This is a genomic window from Aquamicrobium soli (assembly GCF_042646345.1).
Classification (GTDB): domain Bacteria; phylum Pseudomonadota; class Alphaproteobacteria; order Rhizobiales; family Rhizobiaceae; genus Mesorhizobium; species Mesorhizobium soli_A.
The window spans coordinates 228,650-247,173 of sequence record NZ_JBHRTK010000010.1; the positions used below are offsets into that span (position 1 = coordinate 228,650).

Consider the following 18,524-nt stretch of genomic DNA (forward strand, 5'->3'; position numbering starts at 1 on the left):
ATGGCTTCCGCAGAACCTTCGCGCGCCGCGCGCGTGCTGCTGCTGGCGGCCGTTGCCCTGGTGGGCCTCAACCTGAGGCCGTTCATCACCGGCATCGGGCCGCTGGCGGCCGATATCGCCGCGCAGACCGGGCTCGACCTCAAGGGCATCTCGCTGCTGACGCTGGTGCCGATGTTCCTGATGGGCATCTTCGCCTTTGCCGGCCCCTTCCTGCAATCGCGCGTCGGCGCGCGGCGCTCGGTCATCGCCTCGCTGGTCGTGCTCGTCATCGGCTCGCTGCTGCGGCTCACCGCGACGCAGGGCTGGCAGATGGTGGGAACGGCCGCGCTGCTCGGCGTCGGCGTGGCGGTCATCCAGGCCGTGTTCCCCGGCATCGTCAAGAAGCAGTTCCCGCACCATGTCGGGATGGTCATGGGGCTTTATTCGGCCGCGCTGATGGGCGGCGGCGCGCTCGGAGCGCAGGCCGCGCCGCTGGTCGCGAACGCGGCCGGCGACTGGCACAGCGGCCTCGCCTGGATGGCAATTCCGGCGGTGCTGGCGCTGCTGCTGGCGGTCTTCACGCTGCCGCGCGACGGCGGTGCCGCCAACGGCCGGCTGAGCGCGCTCGCGCTGTTGCGGCGGCCACGCGTCTGGCTGCTCATGGCCTGTTTCGGCCTCGTCAACGGCGGCTATTCCACCGCCGTCGCCTGGCTGGCTCCTTTCTACCGCGAATACGGCTGGAGCGCTGCCGCGAGCGGCACGCTGATGGCGGTCATGGCCGTCTTCCAGGCACTGGCAGCGCTGTTCCTGCCCATGCTTGCCCGCAGCAACGACCTCAGGCGCTGGCTGTGGCTGACGCTTGCCATGCAGGCCATCGGCTTTGCCGCGCTGGCATTCTGGCCGGAGGCGTCGCCGGTGCTGTGGGCGGCGATCCTGGGCGCCGGGCTCGGCGGCTGCTTCTCGCTGTCGATGATCGTCGCGCTCGATCACCTGCCCGACCCGGCCGAGGCCGGCGCGCTGTCGGCGCTGATGCAGGGCGGCGGCTTCCTCATCACGGCGCTGCCGCCATGGATCGTGGCGGCGCTGCACGACGCCACCGGCGGCTTTACCGCCGGCTGGCTCCTGCATCTGGCCTGCGCCGTCGTGGTCGCGGGGCTGTACTGGCGCGTTTCCCCGGCAGGTTACGCCAAGGCCATGAACGCCGCCCTGCCCCCTCCCCCGACAGTCGACAGGCGCGTTCCTTCCTGAGCCACGTGCGGGCCACGCCGGCCGCACGAAAGGGTGGCGGCAGGCAGCCCCGATGCGCTACAGGAAGAAGAACCGCGAGGGGTATCATGGCTGAGGCTTTCATCTGCGACTATATCCGCACGCCCATCGGCCGCTTCGGCGGCGCGCTGTCGTCGGTGCGCGCCGACGATCTCGCGGCCGTCCCCATGAAAGCCCTGATGGAGCGGAACCGGACCGTCGACTGGCAGGCCGTGGACGACGTCGTCTACGGCTGCGCCAACCAGGCCGGCGAGGACAACCGCAACGTGGCGCGCATGGCGCTGCTCGTCGCCGGCCTGCCGCAAACGGTGCCCGGCGCCACGGTCAACCGGCTGTGCGGCTCCGGCATGGATGCCGTCATCGCCGCCGCGCGCGCCATCAAGGCCGGCGAAGCCGACCTTTTCATCGCCGGCGGCGTCGAATCGATGAGCCGCGCGCCCTTCGTCATGCCCAAGGCCGATACCGCCTTTTCGCGCCAGGCCGAGATTTTCGACACGACCATCGGCTGGCGTTTCGTCAACCCGCTGATGAAGGCGCAGTACGGCATCGAATCGATGCCGGAAACGGCCGAGAACGTCGCCGAGGAATTCGGCGTCTCCCGGGCGGATCAGGACGCCTTTGCCGCGCGCAGCCAGCAAAAGGCGGTGGCCGCGCAGCAGAACGGCCGGCTGGCCAAGGAAATCATGCCGGTGACGCTACCCCAGCGCAAGGGCGAGCCGGTCGTCGTCGACCACGACGAGCACCCGCGCCCCGGCACCACCGTCGAAGCGCTTTCCAGGTTGCCGGCGCCGTTCCGGCAGGGCGGCACGGTGACCGCCGGCAACGCCTCGGGCGTGAACGACGGCGCGGCCGCGTTGATCGTCGCCTCGGAGGAAGCGGCCAGGCGGCATGGACTGACGCCGATCGCCCGCGTCCTCGGCGCGGCGGTGGCCGGCGTTCCCCCGCGCATCATGGGCATGGGGCCGGCCCCGGCGACGAAGAAGCTGTGCGCGCGGCTCGGCCTCGAGCCCGCCGATTTCGACGTCATCGAACTCAACGAGGCGTTCGCCTCGCAGGGGATCGCCGTGCTGCGGGAACTCGGTATCCCGCAGGACGCCACCCACGTCAATCCGAACGGCGGTGCCATCGCGCTCGGCCATCCGCTCGGCATGTCTGGCGCGCGCATCACCGGCACGGCGGCGCTCGAACTGCGCGAGCGCGGCGCCCGGTTGGCGCTCGCCACCATGTGCATCGGCGTCGGGCAAGGCATCGCCATCGCACTGGAGCGCGCCTGACCGCGCCCCACCCGCGCCGTTTTCCCCTCGCCACAAAGCCGGCGCGCGCCCCCTTTCCTTTCTCGCCGTGCCTCGCCTATACTCGGCCACCTTCAATCCATCTGGTGAATAATGCCACCCGTCAAAAAGGAAGTCCGACCGTCCAGCCGCGCCGGTCGCGTACGCACGCCCGCCTTCATCAAGAACCTGCGCGGTGTCCGGAACTGGAAGGAAGCCAGCGCCTGGCTGGAATATCGGGGCATCGAGGACATCGAGTGCATCACGCCCGACCAGGCCGGCATTCCCCGCGGCAAGATGATGCCGTCGAAGAAATTCACCTCCAACACCTCGCTGGCGCTGCCGTCGGCCGTGTTCATGGCGACGATCTCGGGCGGCTACCCGGAAGACGGCAACGGCTTCCAGTACCCGGAAGACGACGGCGACCTCAAGCTGCTGCCCGACCTGTCCACCCTGACCGTGGTGCCCTGGGAAGAGGATCCGACCGCCGCCGCCATCTGCGACCTCGTCCACCAGGACGGGCGCTCCGTCGCCTTCGCGCCGCGCAACGTGCTGAAGCGGGTGATCGGCGCCTATGACAAGCTCGGCCTGAAGCCGGTGGTGGCGCCCGAGATCGAATTCTACCTGGTCCAGAAGAACCCCGACCCCGACTATCCGCTGACCCCGCCGGTCGGCCGCTCGGGCCGCGCCATCGGCGGCGGCGCCGGTTATTCCATAGCCGGCGTCAACGAGTTCGATGAGCTGATCGACGACATCTACCATTTCTCCGAGAGCCAAGGGCTGGAGATCGACACGCTGATCCACGAGGAGGGTGCCGGCCAGCTCGAGATCAACCTGCGGCACGGCGACCCGGTCGAGCTTGCCGACCAGGTGTTCATGTTCAAGCGCACCATCCGCGAGGCGGCGCTGAAGCACGAGATCTACGCCACCTTCATGGCCAAGCCGATCCAGGGCCAGCCGGGCTCGGCCATGCACATCCACCAGTCGATCATCGACAAGAAGACGGGCAGGAACATCTTCACCGCCGACGACGGCTCGGAAACGGAAGCCTTCACGCACTTCATCGGCGGCATGCAGAAGCACGTGCCGAACGCGCTGGCGATGTTCGCGCCCTATGTCAATTCCTACCGGCGGCTGACGCAGGGCGCCTCCGCGCCGGTCAACACCATGTGGGGCTACGACAACCGCACCACGGCGTTTCGCGTGCCGCGCTCCGACCCGGCGGCCAGACGCGTCGAGAACCGCATCCCCTCGTCGGACGCCAACCCCTATCTGGCCATGGCCGCCTCGCTCGCCTGCGGGCTGATCGGCATGAAGAACAAGGCTGTGGCGACGCCGCCGGTGGTGACCACGGCCAACGAGGACCAGATCGATCTGCCGCGCGGCCTGCTCGAAGCCGTGGACCTGCTCGAAGCCGACCACGAGCTTTGCGAGATGCTCGGCAACCCCTTCACCACCACCTACGCCGCCATCAAGCGCGCCGAGTTCGAGACGTTCATGGAAGTGATCAGCCCGTGGGAGCGCGAGTATCTGTTGCTGAATGTGTGAGGTAGGGGAGTAGGGGAGTAGGGGAGTAGGGGAGTAGGGGAGTAGGGGAGTAGGGGAGTAGGGGAGTAGGGGAGTAGGGGAGTAGGGGAGTAGGGGAGTAGGGGAGTAGGGGAGTAGGGGAGTAGGGGGAAATGCCTGATAGGGGAGGCACCTATCAAGACCTTATTGTCTGGCAACAGGCCGTGGAGATGGCCGTCGAAATTTACACCGCAACCCGGCTTTGGCCGAAGGAAGAACTCTACGGTTTGACCAGTCAGGTTCGACGAGCCGCCACCTCGATACCGGCCAATATTGCAGAAGGGTACGGGCGAGAGCAGCGGGGGCCCTATGTCCAGTTTCTCAGGGTAGCCCAAGGCTCGCTGAAGGAACTGGAAACCCATCTCCTGATCGCGGAGCGTACGGGTGTCGCATCCGCGGATTCTATTTCCCCTTTGCAGGCCCGCGCCGACAGCGTCGGAAAACTGCTACGCCTGCTGCTCCGCAAATTGACCGAGACCTAGCCTCCCCCTACTCCCCTACTCCCCTACTCCCCCACTCCCTTACTCTCTTCCCCCTCCCGGTTCCCCATGTCTCATCCCTACCAATCCCCCATCTCCCCCGGCCGTTCCTGGTACGAGGACAGCGCAGGTGAGCGCCCAACTTATCCTGCGCTCTATGGGGATCGGACCTGCGACGTCGTCATCGTCGGCGGCGGCTTCACCGGCCTCTCGGCGGCCGCGCATCTGGCCAAGGCCGGCGCCGATGTCGTCCTGATCGAGGCCCATCGCTTCGGCGACGGCGCTTCCGGCCGCAACGGCGGCCAACTCGGCACCGGGCAGCGCGCCTGGGCGGAAGAGATGGAGGCCGACCTCGGTTTTACCCGCGCCAAGGCGCTGTTCGACCTGGCGGAAGAGGCCAAGGCGCATCTCCTGGATTTCGCCGCCGCCAACGCGATCGATATCGATTTCGTTCCCGGCCAGCTCTCGGTGGCGCACAAGCCGCGCTACGTCGCCGGCTACAAGGCCCATGCCGAAATCATGGCCAACCGCTTCGGCTATCCGCACCTGTCCTTCATGGACGCGCGGGAAACGGAGGAACGGCTGGGCTCGCCGCGCTATTTCGGCGGCGTGCGCGACACCGGCACCGGCCATATCCACCCGCTGAAGCTGGTGATCGGCACCACCCGGGTGGCGGCGCAGGCAGGGGCACACCTGTTCGAGCAGACGCCGTCTACCGGGATCGCATCGGCCGGCGGCAAGGTGCGGGTGACGACGCCCTCGGGCACCGTCACCGCGCAAAAATGCTTCGTCACCGTCAATGCCTATGGCGGCACGCTGGAGCCGGTGAGCGCCGCCCACATCATGCCGATCGGCTCCTTCATCGGCGCCACCGTGCCGCTCGGCGACGACACGCCGGTGCTGCCGGGCGGCGAGGCGGTGGATGATTCCCGCTTCGTCGTGCGCTATTTCCGCAAGGCGAAGAACGGGCAGCTCCTGTTCGGCGGCCGCGAAATCTACGCCGTCAGCGACCCCAAGGACATCCATATCGGCATCCGCAAGCAGATCGCCGAAATCTATCCCGCGCTGAAGGACGTGGAGATCACCCATGGCTGGGGCGGCTATGTCGGCATCACCCTGCCGCGAACGCCGTTCGTGCGCGAAGTGATACCCAACGTGATTTCGGCCGGCGGCTATTCCGGCCACGGCGTCATGCTGTCGAACTTCGTCGGCAAGCTCTACGCCGAAACCGTTTCGGGAAACCGCGACCGGCTGAAGCTGATCGAGGAGCTGAAAATCCCGCCCTTCCCCGGCGGCAGAAAGCTGCGCGCGCCGCTGCTTTTCCTCGCGCTCAACTGGTACGCGCTGCGCGACCGGTTCTGAGCCAGGACGACGCGATGGCATCGAGGTGGTTGACGATGCTTTCGAATTCCTTAACAAAGGCGTAGTGATGCCACAATCTTCAGTCTAGGGTAGCGCAACCAGACAAGAACCAGCGATATAGGCTGGCCGGGTCATTGCCGATTTCGACAATATAAGGCGAAACGGCTCCGACCTTCGGTGGAGAAGGCAGGTAGTGAAGGGGTTCTTCATTTTCGGCAGACCCAAACGGCGACGCCTGGCGATGACGTTCGGCTATGAATGCCGCCCGTCGTTCTGGCGCAGCGTGCGGTCGAACTCGCACCTGGTCATCGCCGGGCTGGGCACGGCCTCGTTCCTGGGCATCGCCGGGCTGGCGCTGTGGCTGGCCATGCCTTCGGGCGAGCGGGCGGCCTTTGCCGATACCCGGCACGAAGCCGCCGAAAGCCAGCTCGCTGCCGCGACCGCCGTAACGGAGCCGGCGGCGGCGGCGGAAGCATCGACCGCGCAGGCCACTCCGCGCGGCGACGAGGTCACGCCCGAAACCGCCGCCGCCGAGGCACAGCTTCCGACGCTCAAATCCAACAATATCCGCTGGAAAGACCCCAACGCCCCGGACAAGCCGGCGCCGGCAGCTTCGGCCCAGGCTTCCCGGCAGGCCGTCGACACCCAGGCTGCCGCTGCCGACGCAAAGCCGCCGGAAGAGGGCGACGCCTCGCCGCTCGCAGCCTTCGCCGCCGCCAACCGCGCCCAGGTGGGCAGCAATGCCGCCCCGACCGGGGCCAAGCCGGACACCGCCGCGACCGCCGCCATCCCGACCGCGAAGCCGAAGATCGACCCGGCGCCGGCCAAGGAGGCAAGCGCCGCCAACGGCCGCACCGTCCATGCCGTCACCATGCGCTCCGGCCCCAAGAAGGGGGCCTCGGCGATGACGACCGTGCCCGCCGGCACGGGAGTGCAGGTGATCAGTTGCAGCCAGTGGTGCGAGATCATCTACAAGGACAAGCGCGGCTGGGTCTACAAGACCTACGTCAAGCGCGACTGACGCAGCATCTGCCTACCGCACGGGCCGTCAGATGCAGCGCCCGCCATCCACCTCCAGCGCAACGCCGGTAATGAAGCTCGCCTCGTCCGAGGCGAGCCATAGCGCGGCGTTGGCGATATCGAGCGGCGTGGAAAGGCGGCCAAGCGGAATCGAGGCGCGGAATTTCTCGCGGATTTCCGGCGTATCGGCGCCCATGAATTTTTCCAGCATGCCGGTCTGTCCGGCAACCGGGCACAGGCAGTTGACGCGGATGTTCTTGGGCGCAAGCTCCACCGCCATCGACCGGGTCGCGGTGATCGCCCAGCCTTTCGAGGCGTTGTACCAGGTCAGCCCCGGGCGCGGCCGCAAGCCGGCGGTCGAGGCGGTCGTCAGGATCACGCCGCCGCCCTGCCTTTCCATGATCGGCACCACTCGAAGTGCGGCGTGGTAGATCGCCTTCATGTTGACCGCGGTGATGAGGTCGAACGTCGCCTCGTCCACGCCCAGCATGTCGCCGTTGCGGTGGGTGTAGCCCGCATTGTTGACCATGACGTCGATGCGGCCGAACCTGTCCATCGCCGCGTCGATCATGGCGTCGAACTCGGCCGATTGCGAAACGTCCACGGTAACGGCAATGGCCGCCTTGCCGATATCGGCGGCGACCCGCTCGGCCCCCTTGCCGTTGAGGTCGGCGACGGCGACCTTGGCGCCTTCCTCGGCGAAACGCCGGGCCATGCCTTCACCGAAGCCGGACGCGGCCCCCGTGATGACCGCTACCTTGTCTTTCAGGCGCATGATTTTCACCCGTGGTTGAAGACGATGGTCTTGGTCGCCGACATGTCGTAGAGCGCCTCGAAGCCCTTTTCCCGGCCGTGGCCGGAGCGCTTGAAGCCGCCGAAAGGCAGTTCGATGCCGCCACCGGCGCCATAGCCGTTGACGAAAACCTGGCCGGAGCGAACCCGCTTGGCGACGCGGTGCTGGCGGCCGCCGTCGCGGGTCCAGACCCCGGCGACGAGCCCGTAGTCGGTGCCGTTGGCGAGGCGGATCGCCTCTTCCTCGCCGTCGAACGCAAACAGGGTCAGCACCGGGCCGAACACCTCTTCGCGGGCGATGGCGGCGGCGGGATCGACCGTGCCGAACAGCGTCGGCGCGAAATAGAAGCCGCCGGCCGGCGCATCCGCCTGGATGGACCCGCGCGCCAGCACCGGGATGCCGGCCTGTTCGGCCTGCTCGACCAGGGCGGAGACACGCTGCCGCTGCCTGGCGCTGATCAGCGCGCCGAGGTCGAGGTCGGCGTCGTGCGGGCCGGCGACCAGCGCGGCAAAGCGCTTGGCCAGGGCCGCCGCCACTTCGTCGTAGAACGGCCGCTCAACCAAGACGCGGCTGCCGGCCGAGCAGGTCTGGCCGCCGTTCTGGATGATGGCGTTGACCAGCACCGGCAGCGCCTTGTCGAGATCGGCGTCGGCGAAGACGATCTGCGGCGACTTGCCGCCCAGTTCCATGGTGACGCCGCGATTGTTACCGGCCGCCGCGCGCTGGATGGCGGCACCGGTGGCGGGCGAGCCGGTGAAGGTGACGTAGTCGACGCCGGGATGCGCCGAAAGGGCCGCACCCGCCTCCGCCCCGAGCCCGGTGACGACGTTGAACACGCCTTCGGGCAGGCCTGCCTCGAGCGCCAGTTCGGCGATGCGGATCGCGGTCAGCGAGGCGTCCTCGGCCGGCTTCACCACCAGCGTATTGCCCATGGCAAGCGCTGCGCCCGCCACCCGGGCCAGGATCTGCAGCGGGTAGTTCCATGGAATGATGCCGGCGACGACGCCATGCGGCTCGCGTAGCGTCAGCGCGGTATAGCCGTCGAGGAAGGGAATGGTGTCGCCGTGGATCTTGTCGCCGGCGCCGCCGTAGAACTCGTAGTAGCGCATGGTGGCGGTGACGTCCGCCCGGCCCTGCCGCGCCGGCTTGCCGGTATCACGCGATTCCAGCGCCGCCAGCTCGTCGCCGTTCTTCTCGACCAGCAGGCCGAGGCGGGTAAGGATGCGCCCGCGCTCCACCGCCGGCATCCTCGCCCAAGGCCCCTCGTCGAAGGCCCGGCGCGCCGCCTGCACCGCCCTGTCCACGTCGGCCACGCCGGCACGCGGGATCGAGGCGAAAACCTTGCCATCCGAAGGACAGACGACATCGAGGCGCTCGCCCGAAAGAGAATCCGCCGGCTTGCCGTCGACCAGCTGCATGAAGGCGCGATCCTGAGCGACGCTCGCTGAAAGGTGAGAACCCATGTCCTTTTTCTCCTTTGGCTTCTCCCGCTCGAACCCTATGTTGCACAGGCGAAGGCATGGTGACTATCGCCTATCGGTCTGCCATCGTGCTGGACCAGTGATCGTTTTGATGCTGTGACACCAAGGCACTGGTCAATCTAAATCGATTAGATTATATCAACTCCGGCAAGATGAGCCGGCGCCGGAACGGACCCCAATGACGAGCCAGATTATTCCCGTGGACCCTTTCGATTTCATCATCTTCGGCGGCACCGGCGACCTTTCGGAAAGAAAGCTGCTGCCGGCGCTCTACTACCGGCAATGCGACCATCAGTTTTCCGAGCCGACGCGCATCATCGGCACCTCGCGCTCCAAGATGAGCGACGAGGAATTCCAGGCCTTCGCCAGGAAGGCGATTTCCGAGCATGTCGCCAAGGAAGACATCGACGCCAAGGAACTGGCGAAGTTCCTGGAACGGCTTTCCTATGTGGCCGCCGACGCCGTCAGCGGCACCGGCTTCGACCAGTTGAAGAAGAAGATCGGCGAAAGCGACCGCATTCGCGCCTTCTATCTCGCCGTATCGCCCTCGCTGTTCGGCGACATCTCGCACAAGCTCAAAGAGCACAAGATGATCACGCCCAATTCGCGGATCGTCGTCGAAAAGCCGATCGGCCGCGACCTCGCCTCGGCTCATGCGCTGAACGATCTCATCGGCAGCGATTTCCACGAAAGCCAGATCTTCCGCATCGACCACTATCTCGGCAAGGAGACGGTGCAGAACCTGATGGCGCTGCGCTTCGCCAATGCGCTCTACGAACCCTTGTGGAACTCGGCCCATATCGATCACGTGCAGATCACGGTGGCCGAAACCGTGGGGCTCGAGGACCGCGTCACCTATTACGACAAGGCCGGCGCGCTGCGCGACATGGTGCAGAACCACATCATGCAGCTGCTCTGCCTGGTGGCCATGGAAGCCCCTTCCTCCATGGACGCCGATGCGGTGCGCGACGAGAAGCTGAAGGTGCTGCGGGCGCTGAAGCGCGTCAACGGCACGGAGGCGCCGAAAGAAACGGTGCGCGGCCAGTACCGTGCCGGCGCTTCCGCCGGCGGCCCGGTGCAGGGCTATGTCGAGGAACTGGGCAGCCCCAGCAACACCGAGACCTTCGTCGCCATCAAGGCCGAGATCGCCAACTGGCGCTGGGCCGGGGTGCCGTTCTACCTGCGTACCGGCAAGCGGCTGGCAAGCCGCGTCTCGGAAATCGTCATCGAGTTCAAGCCGATCCCGCATTCCATCTTCGCCGGCGAGAGCGCCGGGCCGATCTTCCCCAACCAGCTGGTCATCCGCCTGCAGCCCGACGAGGGCGTCAAGCAGTTCATCATGATCAAGGATCCCGGTCCGGGCGGCATGCGGCTGCGCCAGATCCCGCTCGACATGAGCTTCGCGCAATCCTTCAAGGGACGCTCGCCGGACGCCTATGAGCGCCTGATCATGGACGTGATCCGGGGCAACCAGACGCTGTTCATGCGCCGCGACGAGGTCGAGGCGGCATGGAAATGGATCGACCCGATCCAGGACGCCTGGGCCACCGGCCAGCAGGAAGTGCAGGGCTACACCGCCGGCACCTGGGGCCCCTCCGCCTCGATCGCGCTGATCGAGCGCGACGGGCGCACCTGGCACGAAAGCAACTGAGCGGCATGAAGGGCAACTTTTCCTGGCACGGTTTTGCGACCCGCGACGAACTGGCATCCGCCTTCGCCGCCGTCGTCGCCCGCCATCTGGCCGAGGCCATTGCCGAACGCGGCGCGGCCTTCCTTGCCGTTTCGGGCGGCACCACGCCGGCAAAGTTCTTCGCCGCGCTGTCCACGCAAGCCATCGCCTGGGAAAAGGTTGTCGTGACGCTGATCGACGAGCGTTTCGTGCCGGCGACATCCGAACGCTCCAACGCCCGGCTGGTAGACGCAAGCCTGCTGCAAAACGCAGCTTCACGAGCCAGGTTCGTTCCGCTCTACCACGAGGCGGAAAAGATCGAGGCGGCAGCGGTGGTGGCCGACGCTGCCCTGCGCAGGCTGGCATGGCCGCTCGACGTCGCCGTGCTCGGCATGGGCAATGACGGCCATACCGCCTCGTTCTTCCCCGATGCGGCGAACCTGCCCGCCCTGCTCGACCCGGCCTCGCAGAGGACCATCCTGCCGGTTCATGCGGCAAGCGCCGGCGAGCCGCGCCTGACCCTGTCGATGGCCCGGATCGTCGAGGCTCGCTTCCTGGCGCTGCATATCGAAGGCGCGGAAAAGCGGGCCACCTTCGACGCAGCGATGGAGCCGGGACCGGCAAAGCCGATCCGGACCGTCATCGACGCCTCGGCGAAACCGATCGAGGTTTTCTGGGCGCCTTGAGGCGCCATCACGCCCCTACCCTCGAGCGGTGACGGCAAAGGTGGGGCGCTTCGTAGGAACGCCACGTCGCCGGGATAGCGCCATGACCGCCAGACACGACATCGAAACCATTACCGACCGCATCCGCGAGCGCTCCAAGGCCAGCCGCGAAGCCTATCTCGCCCGCATCGCGCAGGCGCGCGGCAGCACCGCCAACCGCTCCGTGCTTTCCTGCGGCAACCTTGCCCACGGTTTTGCCGTCTGCAGCCCTTCGGAAAAGGTCGCGCTCGGCGGCGACCGCGTTCCCAACCTCGGCATCATCACCGCCTATAACGACATGCTGTCGGCGCACCAGCCGTTCGAAACCTACCCGGCACTGATCAAGCAGGCGGCGAAGGAAGCCGGCGGCATCGCCCAGGTGGCGGGCGGCGTGCCGGCCATGTGCGATGGCGTGACGCAAGGCCAGCCGGGCATGGAACTGTCGCTGTTTTCGCGCGACGTGATCGCCATGGCGGCGGCCATCGGCCTGTCGCACAACATGTTCGATGCCGCCGCCTTTCTCGGCGTCTGCGACAAGATCGTGCCCGGCCTTTTGATGGCCGCCCTTTCCTTCGGCCACCTGCCGGCCGTGTTCATTCCGGCCGGGCCGATGACCAGCGGCCTGCCCAACGACGAAAAGGCCAAGGTGCGCCAGCTTTACGCCGAGGGAAAATGTGGCCGCGCCGAACTGCTCGAAGCGGAATCGAAATCCTATCACGGGCCGGGCACCTGCACCTTCTACGGCACGGCCAACTCCAACCAGATGCTGATGGAGATCATGGGCCTGCATCTGCCGGGCGCCTCGTTCATCAATCCGGGCACGCCGCTGCGTGATGCGCTGACCAGGGAAGCGGCAAAACGGGCGCTGGCCATCACCGCGCTCGGCAATGCCTACACACCGGTCGGGGCGATGGTCGACGAGCGCGTCATCGTCAACGGCGTGGTCGGCCTGCACGCCACCGGCGGCTCGACCAACCACACCATCCACCTGATCGCCATCGCCGCCGCCGCCGGCATCCGACTGACCTGGCAGGACATTTCCGACCTGTCGGAAGCCGTGCCGCTTCTGGCGCGGGTCTACCCGAACGGGCTCGCCGACGTGAACCATTTCGCCGCCGCCGGCGGGATGGGCTTCCTCATCCGCGAACTGCTCGACGCCGGCCTGCTGCACGAGGACGTGCAGACCGTGTTCGGCGAAGGCCTGCGCCCCTACGCCATCGAGCCGAAGCTCGGCGCCGACGGTTCCGTACAGCGCGAGCCCGCGCCCGCAACAAGCGGCGACGAGAAGATACTCGCTCCCTTCCCAAAAGCCTTCCAGCCGACGGGCGGGCTCAAGGTGCTTTCCGGCAATCTCGGCCACGCCATCATCAAGACTTCGGCCGTCAAGCCGGAGCGGCGCGTCATAGAAGCCCCGGCCAGGGTGTTCGACGACCAGGCCGAACTCAACGACGCCTTCAAGGCCGGCGAACTGACGGGCGATTTCATCGCCATCGTCCGCTTCCAGGGGCCGAAGGCCAACGGCATGCCGGAACTGCACAGGCTGACCACCGTGCTCGGCGTGTTGCAGGATCGCGGCCAGCACGTGGCGCTGGTGACCGACGGGCGCATGTCGGGAGCCTCCGGCAAAGTGCCCGCGGCGATCCACGTCACGCCCGAGGCGCTGGAGGGCGGGGTGATCGGCAAGGTGCGCGACGGCGACCTCGTGCGCCTCGACGCCGAAGCCGGGACGCTGGAACTCAAGGTACCGGATGCCGAACTGGCGCAGCGCCCGGCGCCGGTCGCCGACCTGTCGGCCAATGCCTTCGGCTTCGGCCGCGAACTGTTCACCGGCTTTCGCGCCATGGCCACCCGGGCCGACCTCGGCGCCAGCGCGTTCGGAACGGCCTGAGGCGCTAAAGCCGGATCAGTAGGTCGTGCGCCGTTCTTCCGACGGCGGACGACCGAACTGCTGGCGGTAGCTCTGCGCGAAATAGGAATGCGAGGTGAAGCCGGTGGCGATCGCCACGTCGAGGATCGGCATGTTGGTCTGCCGCAGAAGCTCGCGCGCCCGCTCCAGCCTCAGGCGCATGTAATAGCGGCCGGGCGTCATGGTGAGATGGCGCAGGAACAGCCGCTCCACCTGCCGCACCGAAAGGCCGGCCGTGCGTGCCAGTTGCAGGGCCGACAGCGGCTCGTCGAGATGGTCGGCCATCAGTTCGACGATCTTGCGCAGCTTGTCCGACTTGCCCGTCAGGTCGCGCTCCGGCCCGACGCGCTGGCGGTCGCCGGCCGAGCGTATGCGTTCGTGCTGGAACTGGTTGGCGACACCGTTGGCAATGGCGGGCCCAAGGTCGCCGCGCACGATCTCCAGCGCCAGGTCGATCGAGGTGGTGCCGCCGGCGCAGGTGTAGCGCTTGCGGTCGATCTCGTAGACGTTGCCGGTGCAGTTGATATCGGGGAAGCGCTCGACGAAGCCGGCGCGGTTCTCCCAGTGGATGGTGCAGCGGTAGCCTTCGAGCTGGCCCGCCTCGGCCAGGAGATAGGAGCCGACCGAAAGCGCCCCCAAAGCGCCACCCCGGCGACCCCAGCTCCGCAGCGCGCCGAGCACCTTGCTCTTGCCGGGGAACTCCGTGGTCAGCCCGACCGCGACGAACAGGATGTCCACGGGCGGAACGTCGGCCACCGCATAGTCGATCTTGATGGGAATGCCGTTGGAGGCCATGACGGCCTCGCCGTCGGCCGAAACCGTGGTCCAGCCGTAGAAATCGCGACCGAGCAGGCGGTTGGCCGAACGGAACGTATCGATCGCCGCCGCCAGCGAGAACATCGAGAACTTGTCGACTAGAAGGAAAGCGAACTGCCGGCCGCCCTGGATGGGATCGATGCTGATCGGCCGGTCCAAGGGGGCGGGTACTGTCGGCAAGGCAGGCGCTTTCGGTCGGTCGGACGGGAATCAGAAGGACGGGCGTTTCAATCCGGCGGCAAGATAGGCGGAAACGAGCGTGTTGGCCATCAGCATGGCGATGGTCATCGGCCCGACGCCGCCCGGCACCGGCGTGATGGCGCCGGCCAGCTTCTCGGCTTCGGCGAAATCGACATCGCCGACCAGCCGCGTCTTGCCTTCGCCCTTCTCCGGCGCGGGGATGCGGTTGATGCCGACGTCGATGACGGTCGCGCCCGGCTTGATCCAGTCGCCCTTGACCATCTGCGGCCGGCCGACGGCGGCGACCAGGATATCGGCGGTGCGCGCCAGCGCCGGCAAATCCTTCGTGCGGCTGTGGGCGACGGTGACGGTGCAGTTGGCGGCAAGCAGCAGGTTCGCCATCGGCTTGCCGACGATGTTGGAACGGCCGAGAACGACGGCGTTGAGGCCGGACAGATCCTTTCCGCGCGCCCGCTCGATCAAAAGCATGGAGCCGGCCGGCGTGCAGGGCACGAAAGCCGTTTCCAGCTCGCCGGTGCCAACCTTGCCGACATTGATGAAGTGGAAGCCGTCGACGTCCTTTTCCGGCGCGATTGCCTGGATGACCTTGCCGGAATCGATATGGCCGGGCAGCGGCAGTTGCACCAGGATGCCATGGATGGCGGCATCGCGGTTGAGATCGTCGATTAGCTTCAGCAGCGCGGCCTCGGAGGTCTCGGCCGGCAAGGCGTGCTGGACGGACAGGAAGCCGCATTCCTTGGCGGTGCGCGATTTCGAGGCGACATAGACCTGGCTCGCCGGGTCCTCGCCGACGATGACCACGGCGATGCCGGGCTGGGGTCCGTTCTTGGCAACCAGATCGGCCGTCATGGCCTTCACCTTGTTCACAACGTCGGCTGCGACGCTTTTTCCGTCGATCAGTTTGGCCATGCCTGGTCTGTCCTGCTGTCGGCGCACGCCGAAGGGATGGCCCCTCGCGGGATCGTGCTTGAAGTTGTAGGTTCATCGCATATTCGTGCGGTGTCGCGCAAATACGCCGGACCCAGCATTCCACGAAAATACCGGGGCGCAATACCGCCCCTGCGCCGCCCGATGCCGTAAACCCGAAATCGATGCCGTTTTACAGGCCTTCCCTCGCGCAGCCCGAGGCTCTAAAGAACGTCTTTCCTCGGAGGATTCCAATGACGATCAGGCTTGTTCTCGCCGGCTGCGGCAATATGGGTTACGCCATGCTCTCGGGCTGGGTCGGTTCGGGCAAGCTCGCAGCGAGCGAGGTCTTCGTGGTCGAGCCGAACGCGGAGCTGCGCCAGCGCGCGGAGGCGCTCGGCTGCCGGGCCGCCGCCGAGGCGGGCGCCATTCCCGCCGACGCCGTGCCGCAACTCGTGGTGATCGCGGTCAAGCCGCAGGTCATCCGCGAGGTAACCGGCGCCTATGCGCGCTTCGGTGACGGCCACACCACCTTCCTCAGCATCGCCGCCGGCACGCCGGTCGCCACCTTCGAGGAGGTGCTCGGCGAGCGCGCCCCGATCATCCGCTGCATGCCCAACACGCCGGCCGCGATCGGCAAGGGCATGATGGTGCTCTACGCCAACCCGCTGGTTTCGCAGGAAACCAGCCAGGCCGTCGCCGACCTGCTGTCGGTCAGTGGCGAGGTGGCGACCATTTCCGACGAGAGCCTGATGGACGCGGTCACGGCCGTGTCCGGCTCCGGCCCGGCCTATATCTTCCATTTCATCGAGGCGTTGACGGCCGCCGCCAGGCACGCCGGCCTGCCGGAGGATACGGCGAAGCTGCTCGCCAGCCAGACCGTCTACGGCGCCGCCTGCCTTGCCGCCGAAAGTTCTGAGGAACCCGGGACGCTGCGCGAGCGGGTCACCAGCCCCAACGGCACGACGGCGGCTGCGCTGGGCGTGCTGATGGGCGAAGACCGCCTCACCAGACTGCTGACGGAAGCCGTGGAAGCCGCAAGGCTGCGGGCGATCGAACTGGGAAAGTAGCCGCTCGCGTCAATTCCCGGCGAACGGGTTGAGGATCGTCAGCTTTCCACGCACCACGAGCCCGTGGTGCATGTCTTGCGACAGCAGCGTGCCGCAATCCGCGGCCAGTGCCGCGGCGACGATCATGCCGTCATAAACCGATAACTGGTACCGATCGGCTATTTCGAGGCCTGCCTCGTGGACGTCCAGCGTCAGCGGAACGACGGCAAGCAGCATCCGATAGGGCGTAACGAACGCCCGCGTCTCGCTCCACGACAGATGCATTTTCCTGCGGGCTACATTGGCCAGTTCGCTCAAGACCTGAACGCTGATGGCGCCGCCTTCGGCGAGTAGCCGTTCAACGCGGCCCGCCTTTTCCTCATCGCCCGACGCCAGATAAAGCAGGACGTTGGTATCGAAGAAGCGAGGCGGCCTATCGGGCATTCGCGTCTTCGCGATCGAACTTGAAATCGGACGGCAGCATGCCGCGGTATTCCCGCAAGCGCCCGATCAGGTCCTCACGGGTAGGCCGGCGAACCAGATCCAACTCGCGCCAGTCCACCGCCCGCAACTCGATCTCATCGCCTTCCCGGAGTTCCAGCGCCTCGACAACGGCGCCGGGGATACGGACGGCAAGACTATTCCCCCATTTCGCCACACGCATGGAACGACCTCGCCATGATATACACTGTACGCAATGTATATCCTAACGGTGCGACCTGCAAGACATCAGCCCTTGCCGTAGAGCATCTCGTCCTGGCGCTTGCGCAGCGCATAGAGCCGTGTCGTGGTGTCAGGCAGCGCGTTGGCGGTGGTCAGCAGTTCGCCCTTCCTGACCGGCTTCAGCACCTTGCCGCCTTCCAGCAGGCCGACCGGGACGGCATTTTGCGCGCGCGCCTCGCCGACCGTCATCGTCCAGGAACGGTAGCAGGTCTCGCCGATGGCATCGAAGGTCTCGCCGGCGGCAAGGTCGCGCTTGGCGACCGCGCAGACCTCGGCCACCGGGCGCGGCAGCGGCACCATGTCGGGCTTGCCGTGCAGCATGATGCGCGCCGCCGTCAGCGGCACTTCCAGCGAGGTCAGGTGATAAGGCCGGAAGAAGCTGTAATAGGGACCGTGGCCGATATGCAGGTCGTCCATGCGCTCGATGATGCGCGGATGCGTCGCCTCGACGATGACGAAAACGCCGGGCGCGACGCCTTTGCCCACCGTGTAGTCGACCACGCCTTTTTTGGCGAGCAGGCCGCCGTCCTCGCGCGGTATCAGCACCCTGGCCAGCGAATCGCGGTCGGCCTTGGGGCCGTGCATGCCGGGCACGTCGGGCACCAGCCCGGTGGCGTTGGCGATGGCGCACATCTCGACCATGGTCTTGGAGCCGTCGACGAACTCGACCAGCATGCGCGGGTTCATGTTGCGGCGCTCGGCCTCCGCGCGATAGTCGTCGGGCACCGCATCGTGGTTGAGCGGATTGTTCTTGCCCTTGCCGGCGGCAACGATGGTGTAGCCCAGCGCCGTGGCGAACTCGATCAGTTCCATGCAGGAGGAGGGCTCGTCGCCGGCGCCGACCGAATAGACGACGCCGAGCCGGTCGGCCTCCTGCTTCAACAGGCAGCCGATGGTGACGTCGGCCTCGACGTTCATCATCACCAGGTGCTTGCCGTGCTCCATCGCCGACAGGCAGAAATCGGCGGCGACGCCCGGCTTGCCGGTGGCGTCGATGACCACGTCGATGAGCGGGTTGGTGACCAGCATCTCGTTGGAGGTGATGGCGATCCTGCCGGCCTCGATCGCCTCGTTGACCTTGGAGGGCGTGTCGGCCTCGCGCGCCATCGCTTCGTCGCCATAGGCGACGCGGATGGCGTTGCGGGCGGTATGAGGGCGGCGCGTCGAAATCGCGCAGACCGAAATGCCCGGCATCAGCATGCCCTGCGTCACCAGGTCGGTGCCCATCTCGCCGGAGCCGATGACGCCGATGCGCACGGGCCGGTTCGCGGACGCCCGCTCGGCTAGTTCGCGGGCAAGACCGGTGAGGGTGACATTGGTCATGACGACATCC

Annotated in this window: 17 protein-coding genes; 10 read left to right on the plus strand and 7 right to left on the minus strand. The window is 66.9% G+C overall.

Annotated features, from left to right (window positions below; genetic code table 11):
* From ACFOHJ_RS08810 to ACFOHJ_RS08835, 6 genes are all read left to right on the plus strand, one after another.
* Positions 1-1,227: a cyanate transporter gene (locus ACFOHJ_RS08810; protein WP_378220120.1), complete on the plus strand. Its 1,227-nt coding sequence runs from the start codon at positions 1-3 to the stop codon at positions 1,225-1,227.
* An 86-nt stretch (positions 1,228-1,313) separates the two neighbouring features.
* Positions 1,314-2,519 carry a 3-oxoadipyl-CoA thiolase gene (gene pcaF, locus ACFOHJ_RS08815; protein WP_378220121.1) on the plus strand — a complete coding sequence of 402 codons (1,206 nt, stop codon included), beginning with the start codon at positions 1,314-1,316 and terminating at the stop codon, positions 2,517-2,519.
* Between the two features lie 111 nt (positions 2,520-2,630).
* The gene (locus tag ACFOHJ_RS08820; protein WP_378220122.1) at positions 2,631-4,064 is read left to right on the plus strand and encodes a glutamine synthetase family protein; all 1,434 of its coding nucleotides are present in this window, start codon (positions 2,631-2,633) and stop codon (positions 4,062-4,064) included.
* Positions 4,065-4,195: 131 nt separating this feature from the next.
* Entirely contained in the window at positions 4,196-4,564 is a 369-nt protein-coding gene (locus tag ACFOHJ_RS08825; protein ID WP_378220123.1) for a four helix bundle protein, read from the plus strand.
* A gap of 66 nt (positions 4,565-4,630) precedes the next feature.
* A complete protein-coding gene (locus ACFOHJ_RS08830) occupies positions 4,631-5,923 on the plus strand; it encodes an NAD(P)/FAD-dependent oxidoreductase (protein ID WP_378220124.1) in 1,293 nt (430 codons plus the stop codon).
* 241 nt (positions 5,924-6,164) lie between these two features.
* Complete coding sequence (locus ACFOHJ_RS08835) at positions 6,165-6,944, plus strand: SH3 domain-containing protein (protein ID WP_378220125.1); 780 nt, start codon at positions 6,165-6,167, stop codon at positions 6,942-6,944.
* A 27-nt stretch (positions 6,945-6,971) separates the two neighbouring features.
* Here the strand turns inward: ACFOHJ_RS08835 and ACFOHJ_RS08840 are convergent, their stop codons facing one another.
* Positions 6,972-7,718 carry an SDR family oxidoreductase gene (locus ACFOHJ_RS08840; protein WP_378220126.1) on the minus strand — a complete coding sequence of 249 codons (747 nt, stop codon included), beginning with the start codon at positions 7,716-7,718 and terminating at the stop codon, positions 6,972-6,974.
* A 5-nt stretch (positions 7,719-7,723) separates the two neighbouring features.
* Positions 7,724-9,199, minus strand: coding sequence for an aldehyde dehydrogenase family protein (locus ACFOHJ_RS08845; protein WP_378220127.1), 1,476 nt, complete (start codon positions 9,197-9,199; stop codon positions 7,724-7,726).
* A gap of 196 nt (positions 9,200-9,395) precedes the next feature.
* Between ACFOHJ_RS08845 and zwf the strand changes: the two genes are divergently transcribed.
* The 3 genes from zwf to edd all read left to right on the plus strand — a co-directional run bounded on the left by zwf (position 9,396) and on the right by edd (position 13,478).
* Positions 9,396-10,868, plus strand: coding sequence for a glucose-6-phosphate dehydrogenase (zwf, locus tag ACFOHJ_RS08850; RefSeq protein ID WP_378220128.1), 1,473 nt, complete (start codon positions 9,396-9,398; stop codon positions 10,866-10,868).
* Positions 10,850-11,572: a 6-phosphogluconolactonase gene (gene pgl / locus ACFOHJ_RS08855; protein WP_378220228.1), complete on the plus strand. Its 723-nt coding sequence runs from the start codon at positions 10,850-10,852 to the stop codon at positions 11,570-11,572. The genes zwf and pgl overlap by 19 nt, the downstream gene beginning before the upstream one ends.
* A gap of 82 nt (positions 11,573-11,654) precedes the next feature.
* Positions 11,655-13,478, plus strand: a complete 1,824-nt coding sequence (edd, locus tag ACFOHJ_RS08860) for a phosphogluconate dehydratase (RefSeq protein WP_378220129.1) — start codon at positions 11,655-11,657, stop codon at positions 13,476-13,478.
* Between the two features lie 15 nt (positions 13,479-13,493).
* Here the strand turns inward: edd and ACFOHJ_RS08865 are convergent, their stop codons facing one another.
* Together ACFOHJ_RS08865 and folD are read right to left on the minus strand one after the other, a co-directional pair.
* Entirely contained in the window at positions 13,494-14,492 is a 999-nt protein-coding gene (locus ACFOHJ_RS08865) for a GlxA family transcriptional regulator (protein WP_378220130.1), read from the minus strand.
* A gap of 30 nt (positions 14,493-14,522) precedes the next feature.
* Positions 14,523-15,422, minus strand: a complete 900-nt coding sequence (gene folD, locus ACFOHJ_RS08870) for a bifunctional methylenetetrahydrofolate dehydrogenase/methenyltetrahydrofolate cyclohydrolase FolD (RefSeq protein WP_378220131.1) — start codon at positions 15,420-15,422, stop codon at positions 14,523-14,525.
* Positions 15,423-15,673: 251 nt separating this feature from the next.
* Here folD and proC point away from each other — a divergent pair, with 251 nt between their 5' ends.
* Positions 15,674-16,489 (plus strand): pyrroline-5-carboxylate reductase, encoded by an 816-nt coding sequence (gene proC, locus ACFOHJ_RS08875; protein WP_378220132.1) that lies wholly within the window; start codon positions 15,674-15,676, stop codon positions 16,487-16,489.
* A gap of 9 nt (positions 16,490-16,498) precedes the next feature.
* On the opposite strand, the gene ACFOHJ_RS08880 is transcribed toward proC, so the two are convergent.
* The 3 genes from ACFOHJ_RS08880 to ACFOHJ_RS08890 all read right to left on the minus strand — a co-directional run bounded on the left by ACFOHJ_RS08880 (position 16,499) and on the right by ACFOHJ_RS08890 (position 18,514).
* Entirely contained in the window at positions 16,499-16,912 is a 414-nt protein-coding gene (locus tag ACFOHJ_RS08880; RefSeq protein ID WP_378220133.1) for a PIN domain-containing protein, read from the minus strand.
* Complete coding sequence (locus tag ACFOHJ_RS08885; RefSeq protein ID WP_378220134.1) at positions 16,902-17,132, minus strand: AbrB/MazE/SpoVT family DNA-binding domain-containing protein; 231 nt, start codon at positions 17,130-17,132, stop codon at positions 16,902-16,904. The genes ACFOHJ_RS08880 and ACFOHJ_RS08885 overlap by 11 nt, the downstream gene beginning before the upstream one ends.
* 65 nt (positions 17,133-17,197) lie before the next feature.
* Entirely contained in the window at positions 17,198-18,514 is a 1,317-nt protein-coding gene (locus ACFOHJ_RS08890; RefSeq protein WP_378220135.1) for an NAD(P)H-dependent oxidoreductase, read from the minus strand.
* Between the last annotated feature and the right edge of the window lie 10 nt (positions 18,515-18,524).